21 protein-coding genes and 3 tRNA genes are annotated in these 26,822 nt (G+C 71.9%); 8 read left to right on the forward strand and 16 right to left on the reverse strand.

Annotated elements, in window-relative coordinates; all coding sequences use genetic code 11:
• Positions 1-57: 57 nt before the first annotated feature.
• Positions 58-2,754 (forward strand): ATP-binding protein, encoded by a 2,697-nt coding sequence (locus tag OHA21_RS25685; protein WP_328477897.1) that lies wholly within the window; start codon positions 58-60, stop codon positions 2,752-2,754.
• Here the strand turns inward: OHA21_RS25685 and OHA21_RS25690 are convergent.
• The 5 genes from OHA21_RS25690 to OHA21_RS25710 all read right to left on the reverse strand — a co-directional run bounded on the left by OHA21_RS25690 (position 2,751) and on the right by OHA21_RS25710 (position 10,633).
• Positions 2,751-3,542: an alpha/beta hydrolase gene (locus OHA21_RS25690; protein ID WP_328477899.1), complete on the reverse strand. Its 792-nt coding sequence runs from the start codon at positions 3,540-3,542 to the stop codon at positions 2,751-2,753. The two genes, OHA21_RS25685 and OHA21_RS25690, sit on opposite strands and share 4 nt — an antisense overlap.
• A 91-nt stretch (positions 3,543-3,633) precedes the next feature.
• Positions 3,634-5,556, reverse strand: a complete 1,923-nt coding sequence (locus tag OHA21_RS25695; protein ID WP_328477901.1) for a tetratricopeptide repeat protein — start codon at positions 5,554-5,556, stop codon at positions 3,634-3,636.
• Complete coding sequence (locus OHA21_RS25700) at positions 5,517-6,071, reverse strand: helix-turn-helix domain-containing protein (protein WP_328477903.1); 555 nt, start codon at positions 6,069-6,071, stop codon at positions 5,517-5,519. Before OHA21_RS25700 ends, OHA21_RS25695 begins: the two co-directional genes overlap by 40 nt.
• A complete protein-coding gene (locus tag OHA21_RS25705; protein ID WP_328477905.1) occupies positions 6,068-6,832 on the reverse strand; it encodes a class I SAM-dependent methyltransferase in 765 nt (254 codons plus the stop codon). The genes OHA21_RS25700 and OHA21_RS25705 overlap by 4 nt, the downstream gene beginning before the upstream one ends.
• A gap of 2,685 nt (positions 6,833-9,517) precedes the next feature.
• Complete coding sequence (locus OHA21_RS25710; RefSeq protein WP_328477907.1) at positions 9,518-10,633, reverse strand: GNAT family N-acetyltransferase; 1,116 nt, start codon at positions 10,631-10,633, stop codon at positions 9,518-9,520.
• Between the two features lie 66 nt (positions 10,634-10,699).
• Here OHA21_RS25710 and OHA21_RS25715 point away from each other — a divergent pair, with 66 nt between their 5' ends.
• Positions 10,700-11,254 carry an NUDIX hydrolase gene (locus OHA21_RS25715; RefSeq protein WP_328477910.1) on the forward strand — a complete coding sequence of 185 codons (555 nt, stop codon included), beginning with the start codon at positions 10,700-10,702 and terminating at the stop codon, positions 11,252-11,254.
• Here OHA21_RS25715 and OHA21_RS25720 read toward each other — a convergent pair.
• Entirely contained in the window at positions 11,244-11,831 is a 588-nt protein-coding gene (locus OHA21_RS25720) for a dihydrofolate reductase family protein (RefSeq protein ID WP_328477912.1), read from the reverse strand. The genes OHA21_RS25715 and OHA21_RS25720 overlap by 11 nt on opposite strands.
• A 174-nt stretch (positions 11,832-12,005) precedes the next feature.
• Between OHA21_RS25720 and OHA21_RS25725 the strand changes: the two genes are divergently transcribed.
• Positions 12,006-12,590 (forward strand): hypothetical protein, encoded by a 585-nt coding sequence (locus OHA21_RS25725; protein WP_328477914.1) that lies wholly within the window; start codon positions 12,006-12,008, stop codon positions 12,588-12,590.
• A gap of 17 nt (positions 12,591-12,607) precedes the next feature.
• Here OHA21_RS25725 and OHA21_RS25730 read toward each other — a convergent pair.
• From OHA21_RS25730 to OHA21_RS25750, 5 genes are all read right to left on the reverse strand, one after another.
• Positions 12,608-12,698, reverse strand: a tRNA-Ser gene (locus OHA21_RS25730).
• Positions 12,699-12,718: 20 nt separating this feature from the next.
• Positions 12,719-12,792, reverse strand: a tRNA-Leu gene (locus OHA21_RS25735).
• Between the two features lie 71 nt (positions 12,793-12,863).
• Positions 12,864-12,936, reverse strand: a tRNA-Arg gene (locus OHA21_RS25740).
• Between the two features lie 165 nt (positions 12,937-13,101).
• Positions 13,102-14,181 (reverse strand): flavin-containing monooxygenase, encoded by a 1,080-nt coding sequence (locus OHA21_RS25745; protein WP_328477916.1) that lies wholly within the window; start codon positions 14,179-14,181, stop codon positions 13,102-13,104.
• A gap of 75 nt (positions 14,182-14,256) precedes the next feature.
• Positions 14,257-15,864, reverse strand: coding sequence for a response regulator transcription factor (locus OHA21_RS25750; RefSeq protein ID WP_328477918.1), 1,608 nt, complete (start codon positions 15,862-15,864; stop codon positions 14,257-14,259).
• A 48-nt stretch (positions 15,865-15,912) separates the two neighbouring features.
• Between OHA21_RS25750 and OHA21_RS25755 the strand changes: the two genes are divergently transcribed.
• Positions 15,913-16,287 (forward strand): DUF2784 domain-containing protein, encoded by a 375-nt coding sequence (locus tag OHA21_RS25755; RefSeq protein ID WP_328477920.1) that lies wholly within the window; start codon positions 15,913-15,915, stop codon positions 16,285-16,287.
• A gap of 100 nt (positions 16,288-16,387) precedes the next feature.
• Here the strand turns inward: OHA21_RS25755 and OHA21_RS25760 are convergent, their stop codons facing one another.
• A complete protein-coding gene (locus tag OHA21_RS25760) occupies positions 16,388-16,972 on the reverse strand; it encodes a TetR/AcrR family transcriptional regulator (protein WP_328477922.1) in 585 nt (194 codons plus the stop codon).
• A 46-nt stretch (positions 16,973-17,018) separates the two neighbouring features.
• Between OHA21_RS25760 and OHA21_RS25765 the strand changes: the two genes are divergently transcribed.
• Complete coding sequence (locus OHA21_RS25765; RefSeq protein WP_328477924.1) at positions 17,019-17,831, forward strand: class I SAM-dependent methyltransferase; 813 nt, start codon at positions 17,019-17,021, stop codon at positions 17,829-17,831.
• On the opposite strand, the gene OHA21_RS25770 is transcribed toward OHA21_RS25765, so the two are convergent.
• On the reverse strand, positions 17,824-19,176 hold the full coding sequence (locus OHA21_RS25770; protein WP_328477926.1) for a glucose-6-phosphate dehydrogenase: 1,353 nt from the start codon (positions 19,174-19,176) through the stop codon (positions 17,824-17,826). The two genes, OHA21_RS25765 and OHA21_RS25770, sit on opposite strands and share 8 nt — an antisense overlap.
• 60 nt (positions 19,177-19,236) lie before the next feature.
• Between OHA21_RS25770 and OHA21_RS25775 the strand changes: the two genes are divergently transcribed.
• Entirely contained in the window at positions 19,237-19,767 is a 531-nt protein-coding gene (locus tag OHA21_RS25775; RefSeq protein ID WP_328477928.1) for a hypothetical protein, read from the forward strand.
• Here OHA21_RS25775 and OHA21_RS25780 read toward each other — a convergent pair.
• Positions 19,764-20,063 (reverse strand): hypothetical protein, encoded by a 300-nt coding sequence (locus tag OHA21_RS25780; RefSeq protein ID WP_328477930.1) that lies wholly within the window; start codon positions 20,061-20,063, stop codon positions 19,764-19,766. The two genes, OHA21_RS25775 and OHA21_RS25780, sit on opposite strands and share 4 nt — an antisense overlap.
• The gene (gene rpsA, locus OHA21_RS25785; RefSeq protein WP_328477932.1) at positions 20,060-21,670 is read right to left on the reverse strand and encodes a 30S ribosomal protein S1; all 1,611 of its coding nucleotides are present in this window, start codon (positions 21,668-21,670) and stop codon (positions 20,060-20,062) included. The genes OHA21_RS25780 and rpsA overlap by 4 nt, the downstream gene beginning before the upstream one ends.
• Positions 21,671-21,846: 176 nt before the next feature.
• Between rpsA and OHA21_RS25790 the strand changes: the two genes are divergently transcribed.
• Positions 21,847-22,818, forward strand: coding sequence for an ATP-binding cassette domain-containing protein (locus tag OHA21_RS25790; RefSeq protein ID WP_328477934.1), 972 nt, complete (start codon positions 21,847-21,849; stop codon positions 22,816-22,818).
• The gene (locus OHA21_RS25795) at positions 22,815-23,582 is read left to right on the forward strand and encodes an ABC transporter permease (RefSeq protein ID WP_328477936.1); all 768 of its coding nucleotides are present in this window, start codon (positions 22,815-22,817) and stop codon (positions 23,580-23,582) included. The genes OHA21_RS25790 and OHA21_RS25795 overlap by 4 nt, the downstream gene beginning before the upstream one ends.
• On the opposite strand, the gene OHA21_RS25800 is transcribed toward OHA21_RS25795, so the two are convergent.
• On the reverse strand, positions 23,564-26,794 hold the full coding sequence (locus tag OHA21_RS25800; protein WP_328477938.1) for an AfsR/SARP family transcriptional regulator: 3,231 nt from the start codon (positions 26,792-26,794) through the stop codon (positions 23,564-23,566). The two genes, OHA21_RS25795 and OHA21_RS25800, sit on opposite strands and share 19 nt — an antisense overlap.
• Between the last annotated feature and the right edge of the window lie 28 nt (positions 26,795-26,822).

A 26,822-nucleotide genomic window follows, 5' to 3' on the forward strand; every position in this document is an offset into this window, starting at 1 on the left:
GCTTGAGTCGAACGACTGCCGCCCGGAAGTGCGGTAACCCGATGGCAAGATGCACTGGTGCAAGCGAGGGAAGCGTTGTTCGGCCGGCAGGGCGAGCTGGCTCTGCTGGACCGGCTGCTCGGTCAGGCGGCGGCCGAGCGGGGTGGCGCCCTGGTCATCCGCGGTGAGCCGGGGATCGGCAAGACGGCGCTGCTGGGCGCGCTCGTGCGGACCGCTGAGCAGCGTGGCATGCGGGTGCTGACGGCTGCCGGGGTGGAGAGTGAGTCGCGGCTGCCGTACGCCGCTCTGCATCAGCTGCTGCATCCGGTCTCGGCGGCGATCGACGGCCTGCCGCCGGTGCATCGTGCGGCCTTGCGGGCCGCGTTCGGCCTGGAGCCGGGGCAACCGGATCTGTACGCGGTCGCGCTCGCCGTCCTCGAAGTGATCGTCGACGTGGCCGCCGAACGCCCGCTGGTCCTGGTCATCGACGACCTGCACTGGCTGGACACCGCCAGCGGCGACGTGCTCGCCTTCGTCGGCCGGCGGGTCGGCAGCGATGCGGTGCTGGCCGTCGGCGCCACCCGGACCGTGGCCCTGGACGATCCGCAACGCCGTTCCGGACTGCCCGACCTGGAGCTCGGCCGGCTGGCCGGCGCCGACGCGGCCGCCCTGCTGGACACGCACGCGCCGCAGTTGTCCCCGGCGGTCCGCGACCGGTTCCTGACCGAGGCGGCCGGGAACCCGCTCGCGCTGGTAGAGCTGCCCCGCAGTGCGGCGGTGGGTGCCGCCGCCGGACCGCCCAGCGTGGCACTGCCGCTCAACAACCGGCTGGAAGCAGCCTTTGCCGCCCGGGCGAGCGACTTAGGCGTACGAGTGAATGCTCTTCTGCTGACCCTGGCTGCTGATGCCGCGTGCGACCTGCGGCGGCTGCTCATCGCGGCGGGCGAAGCCGCAGGCGTGCCGGTCACGCTGCGGGATGCGCAGCGGGCGATCGACGCCGGCCTGATCGAGGCGGCCGGTCCGTCGTTGCGGTTCCGGCATCCGCTGATGCGGTCCGCGGTCTACCAGCGTGCCCCGCTGCCGGCCCGGCTGGACGCCCATCGCTGCCTGGCCGGGCAGCTCGCCGACTTCCCGGACCGGCGGTTGTGGCATCTGGCGTCGGCGGCGCTCGGCCCGGACGAGGACCTCGCCGGCGACCTGGAACACCTCGCCGAGCGGGCCCTCAAGCGCGGCGCGACGATGTCGGCGGTGGCCGCGCTGCGCCGGGCCGGCGAACTCACCGACCGGCCGACCTCCCTGGTGCTGCGGGCCGCGGAACTGGCCAGCGAGGTCGGCGCCCGGCACGAGGTGGAGGACCTGCTCGCGACCAGTGACCTGTCCGCGCTCGGCCCGGTCGAGCAGGGCCGGCTGGCCAGCGTTCTCGAGGTGGTGCGGTATCCGCAGTTCCGGGATCCGGCGCAGCGGGTCCGCGAGCTGACCGACTTCGCGGTGGCCGCGCAACAGGCGGGCAGCACGCAGGTCAGCCGGCAGCTGCTGTGGCGGGCCGCGTCACGCTGCTTCTTCCAGGCCACCGGCACGGACACCGCCGAGGCGCGCTCCCGGATCGCGTCGCTCGTCGACGCCGACGGTGACGACCCGCTGGCCTTGGCGGTCCTGGCCTACACCGTGCCCGAGGAGCGCGGCGCCGAGGTCCTGGAGCGCTCACAGCGGGCCGCGAACGGATCAGAACCGGACACGCTGCGCTTCCTCGGCAGCGCCGCGCTGGTGCTGGGCGACTTCGTGCGCAGTTCGGCGTGGCTCGACGTGGCGGTGGCCGACGCCCGCGCGCAGGGCCGTCTCGGAGTCCTGGCCCGGCTGCTGGCCAGCAGCAACTGGGGACGGCTGTGGACCGGGCAGTGGGATCAGGCGCACGCCGAACTGACCGAGGCGCGGGCCCTGGCGCACGACACCGGTGAGGCGTTCTACACGGTGGCGGCGCGGACCACTCTGGCCGCGATCGCCGCACTGCGCGGCGATCTGCCCGGGGCGGCGCGCCTGCTCGACGAGGTCACGGCCAGCCCGCTGGGCGCGGGCATGCGCTACATCCAGGTGGCGGGGGCGCAGGCACGCGGGCTGCTCCATCTGTTCCGTGGGGAGAACCAGGAGGCGTACGCCGTACTGACCCGAACCTTCGACCCGGCGGATCCCACGTACCACCGCTACATGCGGTGGTGGCTGGTGCCGGACCTGCTGGACGCGGCGTTCGGCGCCCAGCGGGTGGACGAGGCCCGGGACCTGATCGCCGGGCTGCCGGAGCTGGCCGCCACGGTCCGGGCGCCGATCCTGCTGGTGGCCGCCGAGTACGCGGCCGCGGTGCTCGACGACGCCGACCCGTTCTCCGGGGAACTGGCCCGCTGGCCGGTGTACCGGGCCCGGCTTCAACTGCACCTGGGCCGCCGGGAACGCCGCCGCTACCGGACCGCGCAGGCCCGCGACCTGCTGCGCGCGGCCCGTGACACGTTCGACGCGCTGGGTGCCGTGCCGTGGGCCGAGGCGGCCCGGTCCGAGTTGCGGGCGGCCGGCGAGAACAGCGGGCTGCGGGTGTCGTCGGCCCGCGAACAGCTGTCGCCGCAGGAACTGCAGATCGCCACCCTGGCCGCGGAGGGCCTGACGAACCGGCAGATCGCCGAACGGCTGTTCCTGTCACACCGTACGGTCGGATCGCATCTCTACCGGATCTACCCGAAGCTGGGGGTGACCCGGCGAGCCCAGCTCGCCGGGGCCCTGGCGCCCTAGGCGTGCCGGAGCGCCCACTCGAGCGCGTGGTCGGCGACCTGCTCCCAGCCCGGCTCGCCGCAGGTCCAGTGCGACCGGCCGGGGAACTCGTGGTACTCGGTGACCGTGCCGGGCGCCTTGTAGTGACTGGCGTTCGACTTGTTCACCGACGGCGGCATGATGTGGTCCGCGCCGCCGGCGATGAACAGCAGCGGCGCCCGGTCGGCGTTGTGGTAGTCGACCCAGGTCTCCTGCTTGCCGGGCTTGAAGTTGGCGATCAGCCCGTACGCCCAGACCCAGCTGCCCGGCGCGGCGATCGCGTACCGGTCGTAGGTGGCCCGCGAGTCCTCCTCGGACAGCGTGTTGGTGAACGCGTAGTGCCACTGCTCCGCGGTGAACCCGGCCGCCTGATGCCGCTTCGCCGGGTTGTTCAGGATCGGGAACAGCGACTTGATCTGCGACGGCGGGGTGACCCGGATGCCCTCCGGCGGCGCCGAGTCGATCACCACGCCGGCCGCGCCGTGCCCGCGGTCCAGCAGCAGCTGGGTCAGGGTGCCGCCGAACGAGTGCCCGATCAGGATCGGCTTCTCCGGCAACGCGGTGATGATCTTCTCGAGGTGCGCGACGGTCTCCGGGACGGTGACCTCGGCGATCGGGATGGGATCGGCCCGCAGCGCCTCGACCTCCACCTCGAAACCGGGATACGCCGGCGCGATCACCGTGTGGCCCTTGGCCTCGTAGTACGGGATCCACTCCTCCCAGCTGCGCGGGGTCACCCAGAGCCCATGGATCAGGACAATCGTTGCCATCAGGTTCCTCTCCGCGGGCGGCGCATCCTCCGGTCCGGCGCCGCCGCGACCTCATGCAAACAGCGGCCCGCGGGAAAGACCATGCAGAACGTTAGGCAGAACCGTTGAGCAGCCGGGACGCCGCCCGCAACAGTTGCTGGGCCCGTTCGGCGTCGCCGGTCGCCGCGCACACCCAGCCGAGCACCAGAACGGCCTGGCCGCGCAGGAACGTCTCGCCGTACTCCTCGGCCAGCGGCCGAGCCGCCTCGGCGGCGTCGAGCGCTTCCGCCCAGCGACCCGCGTCGGCCAGCACCCGGCCCAGGTAGATGGACGCGGTGACCCGGGCGATCTGCGCGGGGCTCGCAGCGACCGGGCGGCGATCCAATTCGGTCAGGACACGGCGGTACTGCTCCGCCGCCTCGGCGCTGCGGCCCTGGTTCTCGTGGCACAGGCCGACGGCGACCATGGTGTTGACGTACGCGTCGTGGTCGCCGGCCGCCTCGGACAGCTCGAGGGAGCGCTGGTACAGCTCGTACGCCCGGCCGAAGTCGTCGAGCCGGCGCAGCGCGGTCGCCCCGTAGGCGAGGGCGGCCGCCTGTTCCCGGACGTCGCCGATCTCCACCGCCAGTTCGTGGGCCAGCATCGCCTGCTGATAGCTCTCGGCGTACCGGCGATCACACATGGCGTAGGCCCAGGCCAGATAGTTGCGATGGACGATTTCCGGTCGGCGGTCCGGCAGTTGCGCTGCGGCCTGCTGGGACAGCTCGTACACCGCGGTCCACGGCTCGGTGCTGAAGGTGCGGTCCGAATACCAGTGCAGCGCTTCGGCGACGTCCACGACGCGCTGGTGCTCCCCGGCTGCGGCCGCTTTCCTCAGCGCCGCATGCCAGCCGTCGAGTTCGGTCTGCAGCCAGTCCTGCGCCTGCTCCGCGCTGTCCAGCGGAACCCGGCCGGCCCAGGTCGGCGGCGCCTGCCCGTAGGCGGGTTCGAACCAGCGGCCGGCTGCGATCGCGGTCTCGAGATACCAGGTGGTGAGGGCTTCTTCGGTGCGCGCTCGGGTGGTTTCCGGCTCCTCGGCGCGCAGGCGGGCCGCGGCGAACAGGCGGAGGAGGTCGTGCAGCCGGTAGCGGTCTTGCCCGTCCGGTTGCAGGAGGCCGCATTCGACGAGGTGGTCGCAGAGGTCCTCAGCTGCGTAGCGGTCGCCGCCGGCCGCACCTTCACGCCGGTCGACGCCGGCCGCAGCCTCGTGCCGGTCGCCGCCGGCCGCAGCCTCGTGCCGGTCGCCGCGGGCCGCGGCCTGATGCCGGTCGCCGCCGGCCAGCACGGCCGCCGCATCCACCGAGAAAGAGCCGGTCACGATATGCGCGGCCCGCCGGAACAGCAGCCGCGCCCCCGCCGGCAGCCGCCGGTAGGAGACCTCGAACGCGGCCTCCACCCCGTTGAGCACGCTCAGCCGCCGATCGGCGTCCGCAAGCAGCGCGGCCAAGCGGCCCATCGCCCCACCAGGGCGCCCCACGATCCGCAGCGCCAAGGGCAGATGCCCGCAGAGGTACGCCACCCGCGCAACCTCCTCATCCGTCCCACTACCCGGCCCGGCCAGCGCCCGCAGAAGCTCCGCCGACTCAGTCACGGTGAACGGCGCCAGCCCGATCCGCAGCACCGCCTCCAGCCCACCGAGCGCCCGCCGGCTCGTCACCAGCACGAGACTGCCACCGCCGCCCGGCAGCAGCGGCCGGACCTGCGCCTCATCGGCCGCGTTGTCCAGAATGATCAGGCACCGCCGGTGCCGAAGCACAGCCCGCAGCTGCCCGGTCCGCTCCCCGGCGTCCTGAGCAATCTGCCTCGGGCTGACAGCGAGGGCCCGCAGCAGCCGGGTCTGCGCTTCCCCAGCAGTCATCGGCATAGCATCGACCCCGCGCAGATCCAGATAGATCAGCCCATCCGGAAACCGCTCCCGGTGCAGCTCAGCCACCCGAAGCGCAAGCGCGGTCTTCCCTACACCGGGCGCCCCGTGCACAACCGCAACCGGCGCCACTCCCCATACCCGGCCGCGCCCGCCTGCCCGGCCACGCTCACCTGCCCGGCCGCGCCCGCCTGCCCGGCCGCGCCCGCCTGCCCGGCCGCGCCCGCCTGCCCGGCCGCGCTCGTTTGCCCGGCCGCGCTCGTTTGCCCGGCTGCGCTCGTTTGTTCGGCCGCGCTCGTTTGCCCAGCGCCTCCACCGGCCGCGTATTCGGCGATCCGGGCCAGCGCTTCCTCCCGCCCGATGAACACGCCATCCGTACGCGGAAGGTCAGTAGACCGGCGCCGACCACCCGCCGCCGCCCCTCGCGCTTCCCGGGCCAACGCCAGCAGCGCCTCACCCGCCGCAGCGGGCAGATCCAGAGCACGAGCCAACGCAGCCACCGTGCGCGGCCGCGGCATCCGGCTCAGCCCACGCTCCATGTCACTGATAGCCCGAACACTCACCCCGGCGGCCTCCGCCAGCCCTTCCAGGGTCAACCCCGCCGCGGTACGCAACTCGCGCACCCGCCCCCCGAACCCGCCACTCACCGCCGCGACGATACTGCCGTCGCCTCGATCAAGGTACGGGTCGAATGGGCGACGAACACCCCTTGCTCACGGATCAGCGCGTCCAGTTCTCTCAGCCGTTCCGAATACCGCTCCACGCTGAAATCCGGCACCCACCAGACACACTTGCGCAGGATGTAGACCACAGCCCCCACGTCAAAGAATTCCATCCGGCACCGCGCAGTCCGCAGCGTACCGATCTCCAGCCCAGCCTCCCTGGCCGCCGCAGCCTCCCGCTCCGGATCCCGATCCAAATTCTCCCGAGACAACGGCCCCACAAAGAACTCGATCAATTCGTACGCGGACGCGGGCCCCACATGCTGCCCCAGATAACTCCCCCCGTCCCGCAGCACCCGAGAGATCTCCCCCCAAGCCGGCTCAACCGGATGCCGGCTCGTCACAAGATCAAACGCCCCATCCTCAAAGGGCAGCCCGTCCCCCGGCGCCACGTGAACCACCTCAACCCCGCGCGGTTCCAACAGCCGCCGGGCCCGCTCAAAATTCGGCCGCCACCCTTCAGTAACCACCATCCGCCGAGGCAGCTCCGCCACCCCAGCAACGATCTCCCCACCTCCCGTGTCAAGATCCAGCGCAGCCCCCACCTCAGGAAGCCGCCCCGCCACCATCCCCGAATACCCCCAGGGCGGCCGCTCCTCAGTGGCCCGCCCTTCCAGCCACCCAAAGTCCCACCCGGAAACATCAACCGAGCCGGCTTCCGCAATCAATTCCTCAAACCCACGCACGCCGCCACGCTCCCACCCCCGTCAACACATTTCCGCCCTGCCCTCGCGCCGCGATTCCCATCAACCTCCCGCACGCAGCACCTTTCCCGCGCCGCAGCCCTCCGCACGCAACACGCCCCCAGCACCGCAGCCCTCCGCACGCAACACGCCCCCAGCGCCGCAGCCCTCCACACGCAACGCGCCCCCAGCGCCGCAGCCCTCCGCACGCAACGCCCCCAGCCCCTCCGCACGCAACGCCCCCAGCCCCTCCGCACGCAACGCCCCCCAGCCCCTCCGCACGCAACGCGCCTATAGCGCCGCAGCCCTCCGCACGCAATGCGCCTCTAGCGCCGCAGCTTCTGCACGTAGCGGGAACTTCGCCCGCGCAACTCCGCGTAGCTAGAGATCACCGCCCACAACTCCCCGGTGGCAGCACGATCCCCCTTGCCCTCCACATGCAGCGCGATCCCCGCCTCGCCGCCCGGCATGCCGCGCGATCCCCGTCTCGCCCCCGGTATGCAGCGCGATCCCCGTCCGTGGCCTCCCGCATGCACCGGGTCTCCGGCTTCATGACGTCCCGCATGCAGCGCGTTCCCTGCGGCGCAACCCTCGCCCCATGACCTCTCGCATGTGGTGGGTTACCGCTTCACAATGTCCGCACGTAACGAGCCTGGTGACCGCAGACCGTGGGGTCGCCGCTCCGCGGCCGGGTGCCGCAGCGAGCTTCGGCTGCCCTTCCAAGCACCGGCCCCGGAATCCAGTCTCCACCGTTCCGCTCGGCACCCTCCGACCGCTGACCAACCGCGCCACCCGGGTCCGCGCAAGCCCCTCTCGCCCACACCACACCACCGCGCCGCACGCAGCCGCCGAACAGACCGGAATCCTTCGTTCCGTTCTGCGATGGTCCACCCCCGCAACCGCGCCCGGCCGGATGTCCACGTTCACCGCGCCCGCCCTGCCGCTCATCACCGAACAGAACGGAATCGATCGTTCCGTTCCGCTCCAATCCGTTCCGCTCCAATCCGTTCCGCTCCAATCCGTTCCGCTCCAATCCGTTCCGCTCCAATCCGCTGCACTCCGCTCCGCTGCACTCCGCTCCGCAATCAATGCCGGCCGCACGGTTTCTAGCGGCGGCCGCGCCCAATCTCGGCGGCACTGCGGCCAGCAATTCGGCCCCAACAGGGCTCCTTGCTCGGCACCTCAGATTTGGCATGATCAAACAATATTTGGTCTGGGTTTTAGAGCGCGGTTGAGGGATAATATCTACATGCGACAGATGCAGTTCTTCACTACGGCACAATTGGCCGAAATGCGTGACCGGACTGCATCGCGCAACTATTCTCCAGCCGCCGAAGAATTCCGCCGTGAGCATGAGCGCCATCGCGCATGGGGCCTCCGCCGACGCCACGCCGACCGCCTGAGTCGGGCGCGCGGTGCAGCCAGTGGCCCACGAACGGCAACCCCGTGCGCCGACAGCACCCCGGCGCAGTCCTCCGGATCCAGCAAGTTGGGGACGACCCCCTCCCAACACTCCCGGGTTCGTGCACGCCTCCACGACAATCCGCTTTCCGAACCCAGCGCGCGCCCGGACGACCGCGCCGTCCGCTCACCCAGAACGCCTGGGTCCACTCCGCCACAGCACCGTCGAGTCCGCGAACCGAGCGCGTCTGCGCCCACTTCCGCCACGCCGGCCTCTGCGGACCCACCGGATGCATCGGCGGCCCGAACTGACCCACCTCGTCCGGATTTCTTCTCGGAACAGGTGGAACGCAGCGCATCCACCTCGAGCAAACTTCCTGCTCCAGACGCACCGCGGCAACACGATCAGGCAGCCAACGACCGGCCGACGCCGGCCCAGCGCGCCACGACCGACCCAGCACGACGCACGACGGCCGGAACAGATCCAGCCCAAGGCGCCGCCGCTGCAGCCGAGCCCAGCCCGCGCGCCCCCAGCCGTAGCGGATCCGGCCCTACGCGCCGCGGTAGCAACGGACTTGAGCCCAAGCGCCGCTGCCAGTGGGCGTTCGAGGTGCGGAACGAGCCGGATTCATGTCGGCCCCGGCGGGAAAGGCATCCTCCCCGGCGCGCGACGGGCCAAGCCCCATGCGCCCCAGCCGCTCCCAGTGGGCGTTCGAGATGCGGAACGAGCCGGATCCGTGTCAGCCCCGGCCGGACCGCCATCGTCCTCGGCGCGCGACGGGCCAAGCCCCACGCGCCGCAACCGCAACGGGCCCAGCCACCATGCGCCGTGAAACGCGATTGGTTTGGCTTCGCGCGCCGCGGCTCTTACCGATTCGGTGTGGCGGACGCCGCAATGCCAGCGCATGAATCGGGACGCTGTGAGCGGCAGCGCTCGATACTAAAGCGATTGGAACGTCGATCGGATTCAGGGACCAACTGGCGAGGACATAGGGTCCTACCGACAGAACTTCGCAGGTCCGGCGACAACGGGTTGCCATTTCAACGGTCGCTGATTTTCAGATTCTGCCCGAATACCATCAGAAATTTGCTATTAGGAATTACGAGCCCACGCATACGCCCGCAAAGAAACGATTCAGCATCTCGCTCGCCACCCTCAGCGTCGCACACAGGGACTCAAGCCCTCGAAACCGGCCTCAGCGACGGCTCGCCACCCTCGGCCGTCGCTGGGCAGGTAATCAGGGCGGAGGCGGGCTGCGGCCCCATCGGTCCGGGGTGCGGGGGCGTTCAGGCGGGTGGAGAGACGGGTGGAGAGAGGTCGAGCTGGTAGAGGTAGCTGCGGTAGACGGGACGGTAGCCGAGTTCGTCGTTGATTCGCCGCATGGCGGTGTTGCTGTCGGCGGTGTCGGCCAGCAGGCCGGCCAGTGTGGGGAAGCGGACTCGGGCCAGGGCGATCGCTTCGGTTTTCATCCAGCGGGCCAGGCCTCGGCTGCGATGTTCGGGCAGCACGCCGGTGCCGTAATGCTGGCCGTCGCCCTGGCCGTCGGCGGGGACGACCAGTTCGGTAAAGCCGGCTATCTCACCGTTGGGAGCGACTGCTGCCGTGGTGCAGAGGATTTCGTTGCGCTTGGCGACGGCCTCGGCGATCGCGTGCAGCCGTGCCACGTCCCATGGCTGCGGGGTGTAGCCGGCATCGTCCATCGGCATGTCGTCCATCGCCCGGCGCGACCGGGCGAATGTCTCCGCCAGCTCGTCCGGCACCGTTCCCTCCCAGTGGACCAGCCGATACCCGTCCACCGCCGGGCCGCTCACCGTGGTGGTGGGGGCCGTAGGGGACGGCGTGCTCGCGGCGCCAGTCGGGGTCGCGGTGGCTGGGTTGGGTGCGGCGGCTGGTGGAGCGGTGGCGGCAGGTGAGGCGGTAGTGGCCGGTGGGGCGATGGCGGCAGGTGGGGCGGTGGTGGCAGCTGGGCCGATGGCGGCCGCTGGGGCGATGGCGGCCGCTGGGCCGATGGCGGCCGCTGGGGCGATGGCGGCCGCTGGGGCGATAGTGCCGGCCTCGTTCAGGGGGAGGCGGGTGTAGGTCAGGGCCAGTACCCGCCGCAGGGATCGGGCCTGGTAGAAGGCGTCGGCCTCGCTGTTCTCCTGGACCGGCTCGGTGAGGAGGCCGGACAGGTCCAGGTCGGTGGCTGCTGCGGCTACTGCGTCGAGCAGCCGGGTGCCTACGCCGGCGCGGCGTTCGGCGGGGTGTACGCGTAGTTCCAGGTCGGCCACCTTGCCGTCGGCGGGGAGCCGCAGGAACGCGGTGCCCAAGGGGCGGCCGTCGGCGCCGGCAGCAAGCCAGGCCAGGCGGGCGCCGGGTGGGCTGTGGGCCGGGTCGGTGAGCTGCGTGATGCGTACGATCATGGCCGCCATTGTGCCGTCCGCGCGTCGGGGGCCCCGCCCAGCCGGTGGGGATGCCATCATGCTCGGATGCGTCCCTCGGTGGCGGTGGTCTACGACATGGTGTCGGCGCTCGAGCCGGCCGACAATCTGGAAGCCGAGCACCGGGCGCACGCACGGACCTGGCTGCTCAGCACCGACGACGTGTTCCGGCGGGTCAAACCGGCCACGCCCGGGCAGCACCTGGTGTCGTACGTGGTGCCGGTCGACCCCGCCGCCAGGAAGGTGCTGCTCGTCGACCACGTCAACGCCGGGCTGTGGCTGCCGCCGGGCGGTCACGTGGAGGTGGACGAGCATCCGCTGGTCACCGCGTCCCGCGAGGTCGAGGAGGAGCTCGGGGTGACGGGCAGCCTGGGCGAGCAGCCGCTGTTCCTGACGGTCACGCGTACCGTCGGGATCGATGCCGGGCACACCGATGTGAGCCTGTGGTTCGTACTCGATCTGCGGTCTGATCAAGCCTTGACCCCTGATCAGGGTGAGTTCCGTGGGGTGCGCTGGTGGTCGCCGGCCGAGCTCCACGCGGCCGATCCGGCGCACTTCGACCCGCATTTCTTCCGATTCCTGACAAAGCTGGCTATCGAATGACCCGGTAAGTGAGGTGGGTGACGCCGCGACCGGCGATGACGTCCGGGTCGGCGAGGCGGATCGGGGCGACGGTCAGACCGTCGAAGAAGCTGATGCCGTCGCCGAGCAGCACCGGTACGAGCGACACAGTGATCTCGTCGAGCAGGCCGGCGTCGAGGTACTGCCGGGTCAGCCCCGGTGTGGAGATGCCGACGACCCGGGTGCCGGCCTGAACCTGCGCGGCTTCCAGCGCGGTCATCGGGTCGGGGAAGAACGCGGTCGCCGAGTCGGCGCGGGGCCAGCCGGGCGGGACGGTGTGGCTGACCACGAAGACCGGGCAGCCCGCCGGGTGCCGGCCGCCCCAGCCGTCGGTGCGGTCGAACAGCCGCCGGCCGCAGATCAGCGCCCCGCAGGCGGTCAGCGCCGGCCGCAGGATCGCGGCGCTCGCCTCGGTCACGTGAAAGGTCCAGCGCGGATCGGCGCTGGGAACTTCCACGTCCCCGTTCTGATACCAGCCGAACAGTTCGGCGACGCCGTCGTTCTCGTCGGCGACGAAGCCGTCCAGCGACATGGACAGTGCGGCGACGACTTTGCCCACGGCTCACCCCCTTCGAGGGTTCCCCCACCGCAGAATCGCCCGTCGGCGCCTTCCGGGGCAAGGCGAGGGCTGAACCCGACTGGCTGATCAAGCCGGGCCGGCACGGATTCGACCTGGACCGGTGCAACTTGCCGGCGTGTGCCCTAATGGGAAAACGGACGAGGGGAGACTGCGATGATCGTTCAGTGGGCCACCCTAGCCGGAATTCTCGGTGTGCTGGGATCACTCATCATCACCAGCTGGCAGACTCGGATGCTGGTCAAGCAGACGCGACTGAAAGTCAGTTCCGCTGTCGTCCAGGCAGACCATGGGCCGGCATCCATGCTGCAGAATGTGCTGATCCTCTTTGTCCAGCACCCCGAACTGCGCCCGTATTTCTTCGACTCGAAGCCGGTGCCCGAGAACGAGCCCGAGCGATCACGTGTGAAAGCCACCGCGGACCTTTTCGCCGACGCGATCTACGCAGGGCTGCACACGGGTCTCCTGCTGCCCGGCGATGGTGTGCACCAGGCGTGGTGCACTTATGCGACCGATGTGTTGCGGACGAGTCCGGCCCTGCGTGCGTTGTGGGCCGAGCACTCCAACTGGTGGCCGCCGGATCTGGCCGACATGCTCGACGTCACCGGCTGTGTCGGCGCGCCGATCGACGCCGCCGGCCGATCCGAGGTGGGCTCGCGGCCGAACGCACCCGTTGACTCTCGGTCACGCGTGCCCGCAGTGTCGGCGAGTGGGGCCGAGCCACCGGCCGCCGCCTCGTGAAGGCGGCGGCCGAAACGCGGAGAGCGGGAGATTCGAACTCCCGGCAGAGGCATTCGCCTCTGCTGCGGATTAGCAATCCGCCGCCTTAGGCCACTCGGCCAGCTCTCCATTCAAGACGAACCCTTGCGTACCCGGAGCGCGATTCGAACGCGCACTTCCGCCGTTCTGAGCGGCGTGCCTCCTGCCGTTGGGCTACCCGGGCCTGCGAAAGTGGCTGCCGGGCCTTGAACCCGAGTCTCCGCCGTGGTGAGACGGCAGAGGTACAGCCACAAGCGTCCCCGGAGAGATTCGAACTCCCGACACCCGGATCCGTAATCCGGTGCTCTTTCCGCTGAGCTACGGAGACATGTGAGACGAATGAAAAGCGCCGCCCTATCCCGATGGGGAGGGCGGCGCGACGATCACCGGGAAACCGGTCAATCGCGCCACCGAAGCGTCAGCAGACTGCCGCGGGAAAGACTGAGCTGACGGTTCATGACTTGATCCTTCCCGGTCGGTGTTGAGGACCAACCTAGACCCGGCTCGGAACACCGGCAATGGAATTAATCGCGATTCGCCGAGCGATGTAGGCGGCATCGCGCCCGACGCCCTGAATCATCGACGAGGCCAGGGCGTACTGGAAGATCCAGCCGGCCAGGTAGAGGCCGGGATGCCCGGCGACGACCCCGCGATGATGCGACAGCCCGTCGAAGCCGGGGAGGTCGATCCAGCGCAGGTCGGGGCGATATCCGGTGCACCAGAGGATGTTGCTCACCGGCACGGTCCGGCCGTCGGCGAGGGCCGGGAGGCCGCCCCGGACGCCGGTCACGCGTGGCACCCGGGTGACTCCGGCGGCGGCCAGGTCGGCGGGGCGCACCCGGATCAGGGGGCCGCTGTGCGCGTGGACGTATGGCCGCAGCCGCCGTCCCGGCGGCGTGCGCACGGTCAGCAGATGCCGGAAGGCGAAGAAGACCGGCGGGCAGAGCAGCGGGGTCAGGCTGCGTTCGATCCGCCACGGCAGGTGCCCGGGATGGCGTCCGGACAACAACACCTGATGGGTACGCGTGAGCTCCAGCGCAAGATCGGCCCCGGAGTTGCCGGCGCCCACGACGAGCACGGTCCCCGCACCGAACTGGCCGGGATGCCGGTACTCCGCCGAGTGCAGCTGCCGTATCCCCGCGTCGAGGCCCGGGGCGAACTCGGGCAGGCGGGGCAGCTGGTCGAAACCGGTGGCGACGACGACGTTGCGTACGGCGTACCGGGAATGATCTGTCTCCACCAGGTAACCGGAACCGTCGCTGCTCAGCCGGCGCACCGCCTGGCCGGTGCGCACCGGCAGCCGGAACCGTTCCGCATAGCCGGCCAGGTACTCGGCGAACTCGTCGCGGGTGGGAAACGTCCAGGCCGGCGCGGGGAACGGCAGGCCCGGCAACGCGCTGTAGCGGGCCGGGGTGAACAGCCGCAGCGAGTCCCAGCGCCGCCGCCAGGAGTCGCCGATCCGCTCGGCGGCCTCCAGAATGAGGTGTGGGCGGCCGCGTTTACGCAGGTGGTAGCCGGTGGCGAGGCCGGCCTGTCCGCCGCCGACGATCACCGTCTCGATCTGTTCGGTCATCGGCTCAGAGTGCGCCGGCGCGCGCCGGGCGCGCTTCGGCATCATTACCCAGACGTTCGGCGGTGGCTGGGCAATTCAGACCAGGCGATGCTCGTACGCGTAAGCCGCCACCGCCGTCCGCGACCCCACGCCGAGCTTGCCGAAGATGTTGCTGACGTGCCGCGCCACGGTCTTCTCGCTGAGCCGCAACTGCCCCGCGATCTCCCGGTTGGTGCCGCCCTGGGCGAGCAGCCGGATCACTTCGAGTTCGCGCGAGGTGAGGCCGTGCGGCTCGGACCGGCGTACGGCCGGGGTCGCGCCCAGCCGCCGCAGGACCTGCTCGGCCGCGTCCAGTTCCATGGTCGCGGCGTCGTCGTCGCCGAGTTCGCGGCAGGCCACGCCGATCAGGGTCTGGCTGCGCGCCGCCTCGTACGGCGCTTCCAGATCCCGCCACAGCCGGAAGCCCTCACGCAGCGGCGGCAGGGCGGTGGCGGCCTGGTCGCCGGCCAGCCGTACCGAACCGGTGGCGTGCGCGGCCATCGCGGTCAGGGCGGTGGTGCCGTAGCGGGCGGCGATCGCGGTCAGTTCCGCCGCGCACTGCTCGGCGGTCTCCCGGTCGCCGGCCGCCACCAGGATCTCCACCGCGGCGGGAAGCAGCCGGGCCCGGGTCAGGGGCTGCTCCGCCTCGGCCAGGGCGCGGCGGATGCCGGCGTCGGCGGCGCGGGTCCGCCCCTGGGCCAGCCGCAGCAGGGCGAGGCCAGGCTGGATGTTCCAGCCGCGGCGCAGCGCCTCCCGGTACGCCCGGTCCGCCTCACCGACCTCGCCGCGCAGCCGGTGCACCTCGGCGAGCTGGTAGTACGCGCCACCGGCGACCATCTCGCCGAACCCCGCGGTGAGCTGGGCGCAGGCGGCGCGGGCCTCGCGGACGGCGTCGGGCCAGCCGCCGGTCAGGGTCAGGACGGCGACGCGGTGCAGCCGGCACAGTCCCCGGTAGGCGCCGGTGAACTCGGGCTGGGCGTCGCACCAGCCGGCCAGGGCCCGGGTCCACTCCTTGGCGCGGCGTAGCTCGTACAGGTCCTGGCAGGCCCCGATGACCGCGCAGTAGATCATGCCGGTGGCCCGGGCGGTGAGCAGACCGTCGACGGCGGCCACCATCGCCTCGTCGAGCTGGGCCAGGCCGGCGTCGATCCGGTCGTGGTTGAGCAGGGCCATCCCGTGCAGCATCGCGGCGCCGGCGCACAGGTCGGCGTCCGGACCGGCGCGGGCCTGCGCCGCCAGCCGTTCGGCGGTCTCCAGGAGGGCGGCGCGGCGGCCGGCCCGCAGGTGCTGTTCGCCGGCCAGCAGGTCGAGGTAGCCGTGTTCCGGCGTGGGAGCGGCGGTGGCGGCGAGTTGCAGGGCGCGGGTCTGCCAGGCGTTGGACTGGCCCAGGTCGCCGGCCCAGAACAGCGCCTTGCACAGCCAGTAGCCGCTGCGCAGGGCGGGGCCGATCGCGCCGGTTTCGGCGTACCCCAGATAGGCCCGGCGCAGCAGGCGCACTGCCTCGTCTCCGCGTCCGGACATCTCGGCGGCCTCGGCCGCCAACTCCAGATCGGACGGTGGCAGAGCGGCGACCGCGTCTGCACGTGCAAACAGGTCGGAGGCGTGCAGCCACGCCTGGCGGGCATACGCCGCCCGGGCCTGCTGGGGATCGCCCGACGTCTCCACGGCCGGTGCCTCCTTCCCTACGCACGATACGGGCGGACACTGACTGGTATGGGATACCGAATCCTGGCCGATGCCACGATGGTCGTCCATTTCGCGTTCCTCGCCTGGGTGGTGCTCGGCGGTTTCCTGGCGTGGCGCTGGCCGTGGGCGATCTGGCTGCACCTGCTCGCCGCGGTGTGGGGGCTGTCGACCGTGGTGTTCGGGTTCAACTGCCCGCTGACCTGGGTCGAGGACCGGGCCCGCGAGCAGGCCGGTAGCGCGGGGCTGGAGCGCGGCTTCATCGACACCTACCTGACCGGGATCATCTACCCGGAGCGGTACGCGGGGTTGATGCAGGCCCTGGTCGCGGTGCTCGTGGCAGTCTCGTGGGCCGGCGCCGCCTACCGCTGGCAGGCCAGGCGCGCAGTATCAGCGGCTGACTGACAGTGCTGCCTCCCGGCTCCGGAAGCAGCGCTCAGCGTCAGCCGACTTCCGCCGGCTGACGCTCAGTGCTGCCTCCCGGCTCCCAAGGCAGCGCTCAGCGTCAGCCGGGGTTGAGGACTGCGCCCAGGACTGTGGTGACGGTGTGGCGGACGGTGGCGGGGCCGGGGCGGTCGCCGGTCCGGTCGGCGAAGAGCAGGTGCGTGCTGCCGATCAGCACGGCCGCGAGGGTGTCGACGTCAGCGTTCGCCGCGAGCCGGCCGAGCGCGCGTTCCTCGGCGAGATAGCGGCCGATCATCTCGCAGGCCTCGGTGAGCACCGGGACGCCGGCCGGCCAGGTGTCCCGGAGCCGGGCACGCAACTCGTCGCGGAAGGTGATCAGCGCGACGATGGCGACCGCGACCGACTCGAACACCCCGGTCAGAGCCGCGGTCACGTTGTCGACGACCGTGCCGGTGCCCGCGGAGTCGGCCAGCGAGGTGTCCAGCCGGGTGGCGCGGTCCAGCACGTACTCCGCCAGGAACGCGTCGAAATCGGCGAAGTGCCGGTGCAGCACCCCCTTGGCACAGCCCGCGCTGTCGGTGACCGCGCGGCTGGTCAGCCCGGTCGGCCCCTCGCTCAGCAGGATCCGATCGGCCGCCGCGAAGAGTTGTTCGCGCACGTCGCGCAGGGCCACACCGGTCGGCACCGAGGATTCCCTTTCATAGTGGGCACTTGCCCACTATGGTGGGCACATGCCCACTCTACCGAGCCGACCTTATGAGCAGCGGCGCATCGCCGAGTCGTTCGGCGCGGACGCCGAACGCTACGACCGCACCCGGCCGCCCTATCCCGACGAGCTGATCAGCCGGATCTCCACCGCCGCGCCCGGGCCCGAGCTGGCCGACGTCGGCTGCGGCACCGGGACCGCGACGCGGCAGTTCCAGCAGGCCGGGTGCCGCGTGCTGGGCATCGAGCCCGACGAGCGGATGGCGGGGTACGCCCGAAGCCGCGGCCTGCAAGTCGAAACAGCCACGTTCGAGGACTGGGAGCCGGCCGGCCGGCGCTTCGACGCGGTGGTCGCCGGCACGAGCTGGCACTGGGTCGACCCGGTCGCCGGCGCGGCCAAGGCGGCCCGGATCCTGCGGCCGGGCGGCCTGTTGGCGGCGTTCTGGCACGTGCCCGAGCCGCCGACCGCAGCCGCCGGGGCCCTCGCTGCAACGGTCCGGCGGCTGCTTCCGGACGCCCCGTTCGACCTGACACCACAGCCCGGCCGCACCCCGCTGGACGGCTATCAGCTGCTGCTCGACAAGGCCGTCCAGGGCATCCGGGAGGCCGGCGGATTCGGCGAGCCGGAGCAGTGGCAGATCCGCTGGGAGCGGCGCTACACCCGGGCCGAGTGGCTCGACCAGCTGCCGACCTCCGGCCTGCTGACCCGTCTCCCGCCGGAGCCACTGGCCGAGGTCCTCGACGCGGTCGGCGCCGCGCTGGACGACAGCTTCGTCGTGCCGTACACGACGGTCGCCGTCGTAGGGAAGCGGCTGAGCCAGCCGCGTGGGTTCAGGTGAGCAGGGAGTCTTCGGGGCCGGGGCTGCCGGCCGGGTACTCGAGCAGCGGCACGGCGCCGGCGCGCCAGGCGGCGACCACCGGGGCGACGATGCGCCAGCACTGTTCGGCGGTGTCGCCGCGGACCGACAGGGTCGGGTCGTCCTCGAAGACGCCGCGCAGGACCTCGCCGTAGGGCGGCAGGTCGCCGGGGCCGAAGGCTGCCTCCAGGCTGACCGGGTCGAGCTCGAACGGGTCGCCCGGTCCGTTGATGTTGAAGTCGAGGGCGAGGCGGTCCGGGCCGAAGCCGATCCGCAGCCGGTCCGGCTGGTCGCAGCCGTGCAGGCCGTCCGGGATCCGCGGCGGCCGCTTGAAGGTGATCACGGCTTCCTTGCGGCTGTTGCCGACCGCCTTGCCCGAGCGCAACCGGAACGGCACCCCGGCCCAGCGCCAGTTGTCGACCGTGACGACCAGTTCGGCGAGCGTCTCGGTCTCGCGGGACGGGTCGACGCCGGGCTCGTCGGCGTACGCGGGCAGCTCCCGTCCCTCGAGCGTGCCGGCCGTGTAGCGGGCCCGGCGGCTGCAGGCCGCCGGATCGTCATGGAAAGGCCGGGTGGCGCGCAGCACGTCGGCCTTGTGGTCGCGGAACTCGGCGGCGCCCAGCGTGGTCGGCGCCTCCATGGCGAGCAGCGCGAGGATCTGCAGCAGATGGCTCTGGATCATGTCGGCGAGCGCGCCGGCGTGGTCGTAGTAGCCGGCCCGGCCCTCCAGGGCGAGCTTCTCGTCGAAGACGATGTCGACCGAAGCGACGTTGGTGGCGTCGAGCAGCGGTTCGAAGATCCGGTTGGCGAAGCGCAGGCCGAGGATGTTCAGGACGGTGGACTTGCCGAGGAAGTGGTCCACCCGGTGGATCTGCTCCTCGGGCACCAGCCGGGACAGCGCCTTGTTCAGCGCGGCCGCGGCGTCGCCGTCAATGCCGAACGGCTTCTCGCACACCAGCCGGGTACCCTCCGGCAGGTCCACTTCGGCCAGGGCGTCGCAGGCCCGGGCGGTGATCGCCGGCGGCAGGGCGAAGAAGATCGCCACCGGGCCGGTCGCCGCGTCGAGAACCCGGCGCAGGTCGCCGGCCTCGGTGACGTCGGCCGGCAGGTAGCGGGCCGCCCCGGCCACCTCGGTGGCGACGCCCTCGCCGAACGACTCCTGCACCCGGCGCCGCCACCGCGCGTCGTCCCAGTCGTCGCGGGCCGCGCCGATCAGCGACAGTCCGGGTACCTGGCCGGTGGCGAGCAGCGCGCCGAGGCCGGGGAGCAGCAGCCGGGCGGTCAGGTCGCCGCTGGCGCCCAGGATGATCAGAGTCTGGTCCGTCATGGACTTGCGGTACCCGCCTGCGCCGGGCGGTACTCGGCCTGGGCTCTCTAGCATGAGGCTGTGGAGTTCTGGGACAAGCTCACGCAGCCGCAGGCCGTTCTCACCGCCGCCGCGATCGGCGCCCTCGGGGCGATCATCGGCGCGTTTCTGGCCAACCTGTTCGGCCAGTGGATCAACGCCCGGTCCAGCTCACGCCGCCAGTGGGACGACGCCCGCCACAAGTCGTACGCGAAGGTGGCCGAGACCTTCTACCTGCTCTGGGACGGCTTCGACAGCCGCGGGCGCTCGGCCCTGACCGCCGAGCGGGCCGAGGCACGCAGCACCGACTTCCTGGCGGCCTACAGCGCGGCGGCGCTGATCACCAAGAAGCGCGCGACGTCCGCGGCCCTGGACACGATGCTGGCCGCCGCGCAGCGCCTGTGGCACAACCCGTCCGCCGACTGGCCGGCCGTCGACCAGGCCTGCCATGCCGCGCACGCCGGGTTCCAGCGGGCCGCGCGCGAGGAGTTCGGTGTCCGCAAGCACAGACCGGCGGCGTACACCGCACCGCCCGTACCTCGCCCGGCACCCGCCGCCGAGCAGGCACCCTAACCGCGCCGTTCGACCTTGAGGGTCAGCTGGATCGCGCCGTCGGTGGTCGGCGCGGTGATCAACGCCCCGCCACCGTCGGCGAGCGCGATGCCCAGCTTGATCTCCACGCTCAGCGCGCCCTCACCATCGGCGGAGAGGTTCTTCGCCGCCGCCTCGCCGATCCCGATGGCGGTGGCGATGACCTCCTCCAGATCCGGCCGGCGGTCGGCGAAGGTCTGGATCTCGCGGTGCCGCGGGCTGATCTGGCGCCGCTGACCGCCTTCCGCCTCGACCACCTCGATGCTGATGCCGGTCACGCCTGGTCCCGTCCGCCGGCGAGCTTGTCGCGCAGGGCCTGCAACGCCTCGTCCACCGACTGCGCGGCCGGGGCCGGGCTCTCCGACCGTCGCTCGGTGCGCCGGTCGGCCTGCCGTTCGCCGCGCCTGTCCCCCTGCCGTTCGCTGCGCCGCTCGGTCACCGGGCGGACCGGCGGCGGGGGCAGCGGCTCGGCCTCGCGGCGGGCCTGCACCTGCCGGCCGTGGGCCTCCCACAGTTCGCGGGCCTGCGCGTACTGGTTCTCCCAGGTCTCACGCTGCTCGTCGAAGCCTTCCAGCCACTCGCCGCTCTCCGGGTCGAAGCCCTCCGGGTAGATGTAGTTGCCCTCGTTGTCGTAGGCCGCCTCCATCCCGTACAGCGTCGGGTCGAAGAACTCGTCGCCCTCGCGATACTCCGCGTCGGCCTGTTTGAGCGAAAGCGAGACCCGGCGGCGTTCCAGATCGATGTCCAGGATCTTGGTGAGGATCTCGGCGCCGACCTGCACGACCTGCTCGGGCACCTCGATGTGCTGGTCGGCCAACTCGGAGACGTGCACCAGGCCCTCGACACCGTCGTCCAGCCGGACGAACGCGCCGAACGGCACCAGCTTGGTGATCCGGCCGCCGGCGATCTGGTTGATCGCGTGGGTCCGGGCGAAGTGGCGCAACGGGTCCTCCTGCGCCGCTTTCAGCGACAGCGAGACCCGGTCCCGGTCGAAATCGATGTCGAGCACCTCGACCTCGACCTCCTGACCCACCGCGACCGCCTCGGACGGGTGGCCGATCGGGGTCCAGGACAGCTCGGAGATGTGCACCAGGCCGTCGACACCGCCCAGGTCCACGAAGGCGCCGAAGTTGACGATCGAGGAGACGATGCCCCGGCGGACCTGACCCTTGCGGATCTTGTGGAGGAAGTCGCTGCGCACGTCGGACTGGGACTGCTCGAGCCAGGCCCGGCGGGACAGGATCACGTTGTTACGTGCCTTGTCCAGCTCGATGACCTTCGCCTCGAGCTCACGGCCCAGGTAGGGGCGCAGGTCACGGACCCGCCGCATCTCCACCAGGGAGGCCGGCAGGAAGCCGCGCAGACCGACGTCGAGGATCAGACCGCCCTTGACGATCTCGACGACCGGGCCGCGTACGACACCGTCGTCCTCCTTGATCTTCTCGATGCTCTGCCACGCCCGCTCGGCGTCGGCCCGCTTCTTCGACAGGATCAGGCGGCCGTCCTTGTCCTCCTTCGTGAGGACCAGGGCCTCGATGTGGTCGCCGACCGACACGACCTCGGACGGATGCGCGACCGGCTTGATCGACAGCTCGCGGGCGGGCAGCACCCCCTCGGACCGGTAGCCGATGTCGACCAGTACCTCCTCCTGGTCGACGCGGACGACGGTGCCCTCGACGAGGTCGCCGTCGTGGAACTCTCTGATGGTCTCGTCGATCGCGTTGAGGAACGCCTCTTCGTGCCCGAGATCATCGGGTTGGGGAACAGTGATCACTACCTCCTGCGGACGCTCCTCGCCGTAGAGAGAGCCTTCCATCGAGGCCCGGCACTCGTCGAGACCCGACTCGCCGTCGTAAGCAGCCTGTTGTAAGGCCAGGTACGACAAACCGCCGGAAGAAACACGGTACCGGCACGGCTACCGGCAGCAACAGTCGCCGGTCCGGCGGCGTGACAGCGGGATGCGGGCGGCTGACAGCGCCGTGTGCGGGCCGTGCCAGCGCGGGCCGCGAACCTCGAGTGGTGCCGGGTGGGATCTGCCCGGCGGACACGGAGGGACGAAGAGTGGAAGATCTCGTGGTCCGCGCCGAAGGGCTGCGGAAACGGTTCGGCGCCACCCAGGCGCTGGACGGTGTCGACCTGGCCATGCGCCGGGGCACCGTGCTCGGCGTGCTCGGGCCGAACGGCGCGGGCAAAACCACCGCGGTACGCGTGCTGGCCACCCTGCTGCGCCCGGACGAGGGCAGCGCGTTCGTGGCCGGCATCGACGTGCTGAAGAAGCCGCAGGAGGTACGCCGCCGGATCGGGCTGACCGGTCAGTACGCGTCGGTCGACGAGGACCTGACGGGCGTACAGAATCTGGTGTTGATCGGCCGGTTGCTGGACATGACGGGCCGTGACGCCCGGCGCCGCGCCGACGAACTGCTGGAGTGGTTCGGGCTGATGGAGGCCGCGCAGCGGCCGGCGAAGACCTACTCCGGTGGCATGCGCCGCCGTCTCGACCTCGCGGCGAGCCTGGTCGGCCGCCCCGAAGTGATCTTCCTGGACGAGCCGACGACCGGGCTGGACCCGGCGAAGCGCGAGGACATGTGGGGCGTCGTCCGTTCGCAGGTGGCGCGGGGTGCGAGCGTGCTGCTGACCACGCAGTACCTGGAGGAGGCGGACGCGCTCGCCGACGAGATCGTGGTGGTGGATCACGGACGGGTGATCGCGCACGACACCGCGGACGGGCTGAAGCGCCGGGTCGGCGGCCAGACGCTGCGGGTCCGCCCGTCCGACCCGGAACGCCTGCCCGAGGTGCTGCGGGTGCTGGACGCGGTGGCGGCGCCGGGCACGACGGCGGCGAAGGACGAGGCGGCGGGCAACCGTCCGGGCGCTGCCTCGGTGCCGGTGGCCGGCGACGCGGCACTCGCCGAGGTGGTGCCGGAGCTGCGCCGGCAGGGCATCGAGGTGACCGAGCTGGCGCTGCATCTGCCCAGCCTGGACGAGGTCTTCCACACGTTGACGGGCAAGCAGAAGGCCGAGGAACTGGTATGAGCACGATCGCTTTGGCACGGCACAGCGGCGCACTCGCGCACCGCAGCCTGATCAAGACATTGCGTACGCCGGAAGCGCTGATCGACGTCACCATCCAGCCGGTCATCTTCCTGCTGCTGTTCACGTACCTGTTCGGCGGCGCGATCGCGGACGGCAACCGGCACGCGTACCTGCAGTTCCTGTTACCCGGCATGCTCGCGCAGTCCCTGGCCATGGGCGGGGTCGCGCTGGGCCAGAACCTGAACGCGGACATCGAGAAGGGCGTCTTCGACCGGTTCCGGTCCCTGCCGGTGTCCCGCTCGGCCCCGCTGGTCGGCGCGGTCCTCGCCGACGTGGTGCGCTACCTGTCGGTCTGCGTGGCGCTCCTCAGCTTCGGCACGATCATGGGCTTCCGGGTGGAGACCGGGTTCGTCCCGGCGCTGGCCGCGGTGGCGCTGTCGATCGGGTTCGGGCTCTGCTTCTGCTGGATCTCGGTGTGGGTCGGCATGATGGTCCGCACGCCGGGCGCCGTACAGGGCATCATGTTCCTGCTCGTGCTGCCGCTGACCTTCGGCAGCAACGTGTACGTGGCGCCGGAGACCCTGCCCGGTTGGCTGCAGGCGTTCGTGCAGGTCAACCCGATCACGCCGCTGGTCGAGACGATCCGCGGGCTGCTGGTCAGCGGGCCGGTCGCCGGGCCGCTGACGACCACGCTGACCTGGATGGCCGGGCTGCTGGTGGTGTTCGTGCCGCTGGCGCTGCGGGCCTACTCCCGGCGGGCCTGAGCGGGCAGCGACGGCTGGTTGAGCCGCGCGGGGTCGACGAGACTCCGCGCGGCTGCCGCGTCCAGGGACCAGCCCGCCGCGTACGCCTCCCCGAACCCCGCGTCCCCCAGCGCCGCCCGCACCTGGCCACTCACCTCGGCCACCCCCAGGTCGGTGTGGTCGTGCGAGCCCCGCAGCCGGGCGGCCGCGCCGAGCAGCACCGCCGCGTCGCGGTGCCGTCCGCGCAGGACGGCCAGCCCGGCGGCCGCCACCGACACCATCGCCAGGATCGGCATGTCCTGGGTCTCCAGTGCGGCCGGGTAGGCGGTGGCCAGCGCCTTCTCCGCGCCGTCCGGGTCGGCGCGGCGCAGCGCGAGGGTGGCCCGCATCGTGCCGACGATCGCCACCCCGTGGTCGCCGCCCATCACCGGCATGCCGTCCGAGTGCAACCCGGCGCCGGCCCGCGCCAGCAGTTCCCCGGCCCGGTCGAGTTCGCCCTGCCAGGCCAGGAAGCCCGCCTCGAGAGCGTCGACGAGCAGCGACAGCTCCCGGGACGCGGACCGTTCGGAACGCGACCGGGCCTGGGCGATCGCGGCCGTCGCCTCGGCCGGTTCGCCGCGCCGCATGTGCAGGTCGGCCCAGCGCAGGTCGATGAAGATCTCGTCGGCGATGTCCAGGGAGCCGAACTCGCCGGCCAGGGTACGGGCGGTGCGCAGGTCGGCCAGGGCGCCGTCGAGATCCCCGTCGTACTGGCGGATCAGGGCGCGCAGCGGCAGCACGGTGGCCTGGCCCCACTTGTCGCCGATCCGGCGGAAGCCGTCGAGCGCGGCGCCGGCGTCCAGGCTGAGCAGCCCCAGGTCGCCGGCGTTCTCGGCGATCTGGGCCCGCAACATGTGGCCGAGCGAGGCCAGCCAGAGATCCGGCCCGGCGATCATCCGCTCGATACGTTCGGCGGCGGCGTCGTGCTCCTCGCCGAAGTAGAGGACGAAGGTGGCGATGGCGCCGGTCGCACCGGGCATGTCCGGGTGGGTGAGGAGCCGCCGGGCCAGTGCGCGGACCCGGACCCGGCGCTGGTCCACGGTCTCGGTCATCAGGGTCGGCTCGATGCCGCTGCGGTTGAGGAAGAGGATGGCCTCCGCGCAGTCGGCCGCCAGTGCGTCGGTCTCCCCCGGCACGGCCAGGGCTGCGGTCAGCCAGTAGGAGGCGTCGGTGTTGCGGCCGAACATGTGCCAGTACCAGCACAGGTGCAGGGCGAACCGGATCGCGGCCGGGCCGTTGCCGGAGTCGCAGAGGTGACGCAGGGCGGCGAGCGCGTTGTCGTACTCGGCGCGCAGCAGGCGGACGGCGGTGAACTGGTCGGCGGTGCGCAGCATCGGGTCGTAGCGGGCCAGGAACGTGGCGAACCAGTCGGCGGCCAGATCCCGGACCTCGCCGAGGATGCCCTGTTCGGTGAGGCGCTCGATGCCGTACTCGCGGATCGTCTCGAGCATCCGGTACCGGCCGTCCGGCGCGAGTTGCAGCAGCGACCGGTCGACCAGGGCGGCGAGCAGGTCGGGCACGTCCGCGGCGGCGAACGGGGCGAGGGCCGCGGCGGACTCGGCGGTGACGCCGCCGGGCAGGACGGCGACGCGTTCGGCGAGGGCGCGCTCGTCGCCGGCCAGCAGGTTCCAGCTCCAGGCGATGACGGCGCGCAGCGTACGGTGCCGGGGCTGGGCGGTGCGGCTGCCGGTGGTGAGCAGGCGGAACCGGTCGGACAGGCCGGCCGCCAGCTCGGGCAGGGCGAGGGTGCGCAGCCGCGCCGCAGCCAGTTCCAGGGCGAGCGGCAGACCGTCGAGACCGCGTACGAGCCGGACGACATCGGCCACGGTGCCGGCGTCCACCCGGAAACCGGGGCGGACGGCGCCGGCCCGCTCGGCGAAGAGCCGCACTGCGGGGGTGCGGGCGGCGTCGGCGAATTCGGCGTCCGGCTCCGGCAGGCCGAGCGGGCCGAGCGGCACGAGCGCCTCGCCGTCCACCGCCAGCGGTTCGCGGCTGGTGGCCAGCACGTGCAGGTGCGGGCAGCGGACGAGCAGCGCGCTGGTCAGGCGCGCGACGGCGTCGACGAGGTGCTCGCAGTTGTCGACGACGAGCAGGATGCGGCGGCCGCTGAGCCGCTCGGCGAGCACGTCGAGGTCGTCGAGGCTGTCCGGGCGTACCCGGCTGGGGGTTTCGAAAAGGGCCGAGCCGCGCAGCCCGGCGGCGGCCACCACGGCCGCGCCCACCTTGGCCGCCTCGGTCACCGAGGCCAGATCGATCAGCCAGGTGCCGTCCGGGTAGGCGCCGGCCCGGCGGCGGGCCGCCTCCAGCGCCAGCCGCGTCTTGCCGGCGCCGCCCGGCCCGAGCACCGTGACCAGCCGGCCCGCGGCCAGCAGCGCGTCGATCCGGGCGAGATCGTCGTCACGGCCGACGAAGCTGGTCAGTGGGGCCGGCAGGTTGCTGGGCGTCGTTACTTGTACGGGTTGGGCACCGCGCAACAGCCGAAGATGACGTTCCCGCAGCGCCCCGCCGGGATCCGCGCCCAGTTGCTCGGCCAGTTCCTCGCGGATCCGCTCGTAGACGGCCAGCGCGTCGGCCTGCCGTCCCTGTTCGGCGAGACAGTCGACGAGCAGGGCCGCCACCCGTTCGTTGAGCGGATGCTCGGCGAACAATGCGGTCAGCCGGTCCCCGGCCTGCTCGGCGCGGCCCAGTGCCAGCTCGGTCTCGGCCAGGTCGGCGGTGATGTCGACGATCGCCTGCCCGAGCCGGGTGGCGTGGGCCGGCGCGACCTCGGCGAGTTCCGGGGCGAGCGGGCCGCTCAGCAGGGCGACGGCTTCCCCCAGCGCCGCGGCGGCGGCGACCGGATCACCGGCCCGCAGCCGGGCCCGGCCCGCGGCGGCCAGACCCTCGAACCGGGTGACGTCGACCTCGGCGGTGAGCTGGTAGCCGCCGTCGGACTGGGTGACGGCGTCGCCGCCGAGCAGCCGGCGCAGCCGGGAGACCAGCGACTGCAGGGCGTTGGGCGGGTCGGTGGGGCGGTCCCCGGGCCAGAGCGCGTCGACCAGGATGCCCGGCGGCACCGGGTGCCCGGCCGCGACGGCGAGCCGGGCCAGCAGGCCGCGCAGCCGGGCGCCGGGCACGGCCATCTCGGCGTCGCCGCGGTGGACCCGGACGGCGCCGAAGATGGCGACGTGCAGCCGGTCCCCGTCGTCACTCACCCGACGATCCTCCCGCGTGCTGTCCAGC

It is taken from the genome of Actinoplanes sp. NBC_00393 (genome assembly GCF_036053395.1).
Classification (GTDB): Bacteria; Actinomycetota; Actinomycetes; order Mycobacteriales; family Micromonosporaceae; genus Actinoplanes.

Excerpts from the sequence above, each read along its gene's own strand:
- OHA21_RS25755 (WP_328477920.1), top strand. The coding sequence starts at position 15,913 with ATGGGATACCGAATCCTGGCCGATGCCACGATGGTCGTCCATTTCGCG.
- OHA21_RS25725 (WP_328477914.1), top strand. The coding sequence starts at position 12,006 with ATGATCGTTCAGTGGGCCACCCTAGCCGGAATTCTCGGTGTGCTGGGA.
- OHA21_RS25690 (WP_328477899.1), bottom strand. The coding sequence starts at position 3,542 with ATGGCAACGATTGTCCTGATCCATGGGCTCTGGGTGACCCCGCGCAGC.
- OHA21_RS25710 (WP_328477907.1), bottom strand. The coding sequence starts at position 10,633 with ATGATCGTACGCATCACGCAGCTCACCGACCCGGCCCACAGCCCACCC.
- OHA21_RS25715 (WP_328477910.1), top strand. The coding sequence starts at position 10,700 with ATGCGTCCCTCGGTGGCGGTGGTCTACGACATGGTGTCGGCGCTCGAG.
- OHA21_RS25745 (WP_328477916.1), bottom strand. The coding sequence starts at position 14,181 with ATGACCGAACAGATCGAGACGGTGATCGTCGGCGGCGGACAGGCCGGC.
- OHA21_RS25795 (WP_328477936.1), top strand. The coding sequence starts at position 22,815 with ATGAGCACGATCGCTTTGGCACGGCACAGCGGCGCACTCGCGCACCGC.
- OHA21_RS25765 (WP_328477924.1), top strand. The coding sequence starts at position 17,019 with ATGCCCACTCTACCGAGCCGACCTTATGAGCAGCGGCGCATCGCCGAG.
- OHA21_RS25770 (WP_328477926.1), bottom strand. The coding sequence starts at position 19,176 with ATGACGGACCAGACTCTGATCATCCTGGGCGCCAGCGGCGACCTGACC.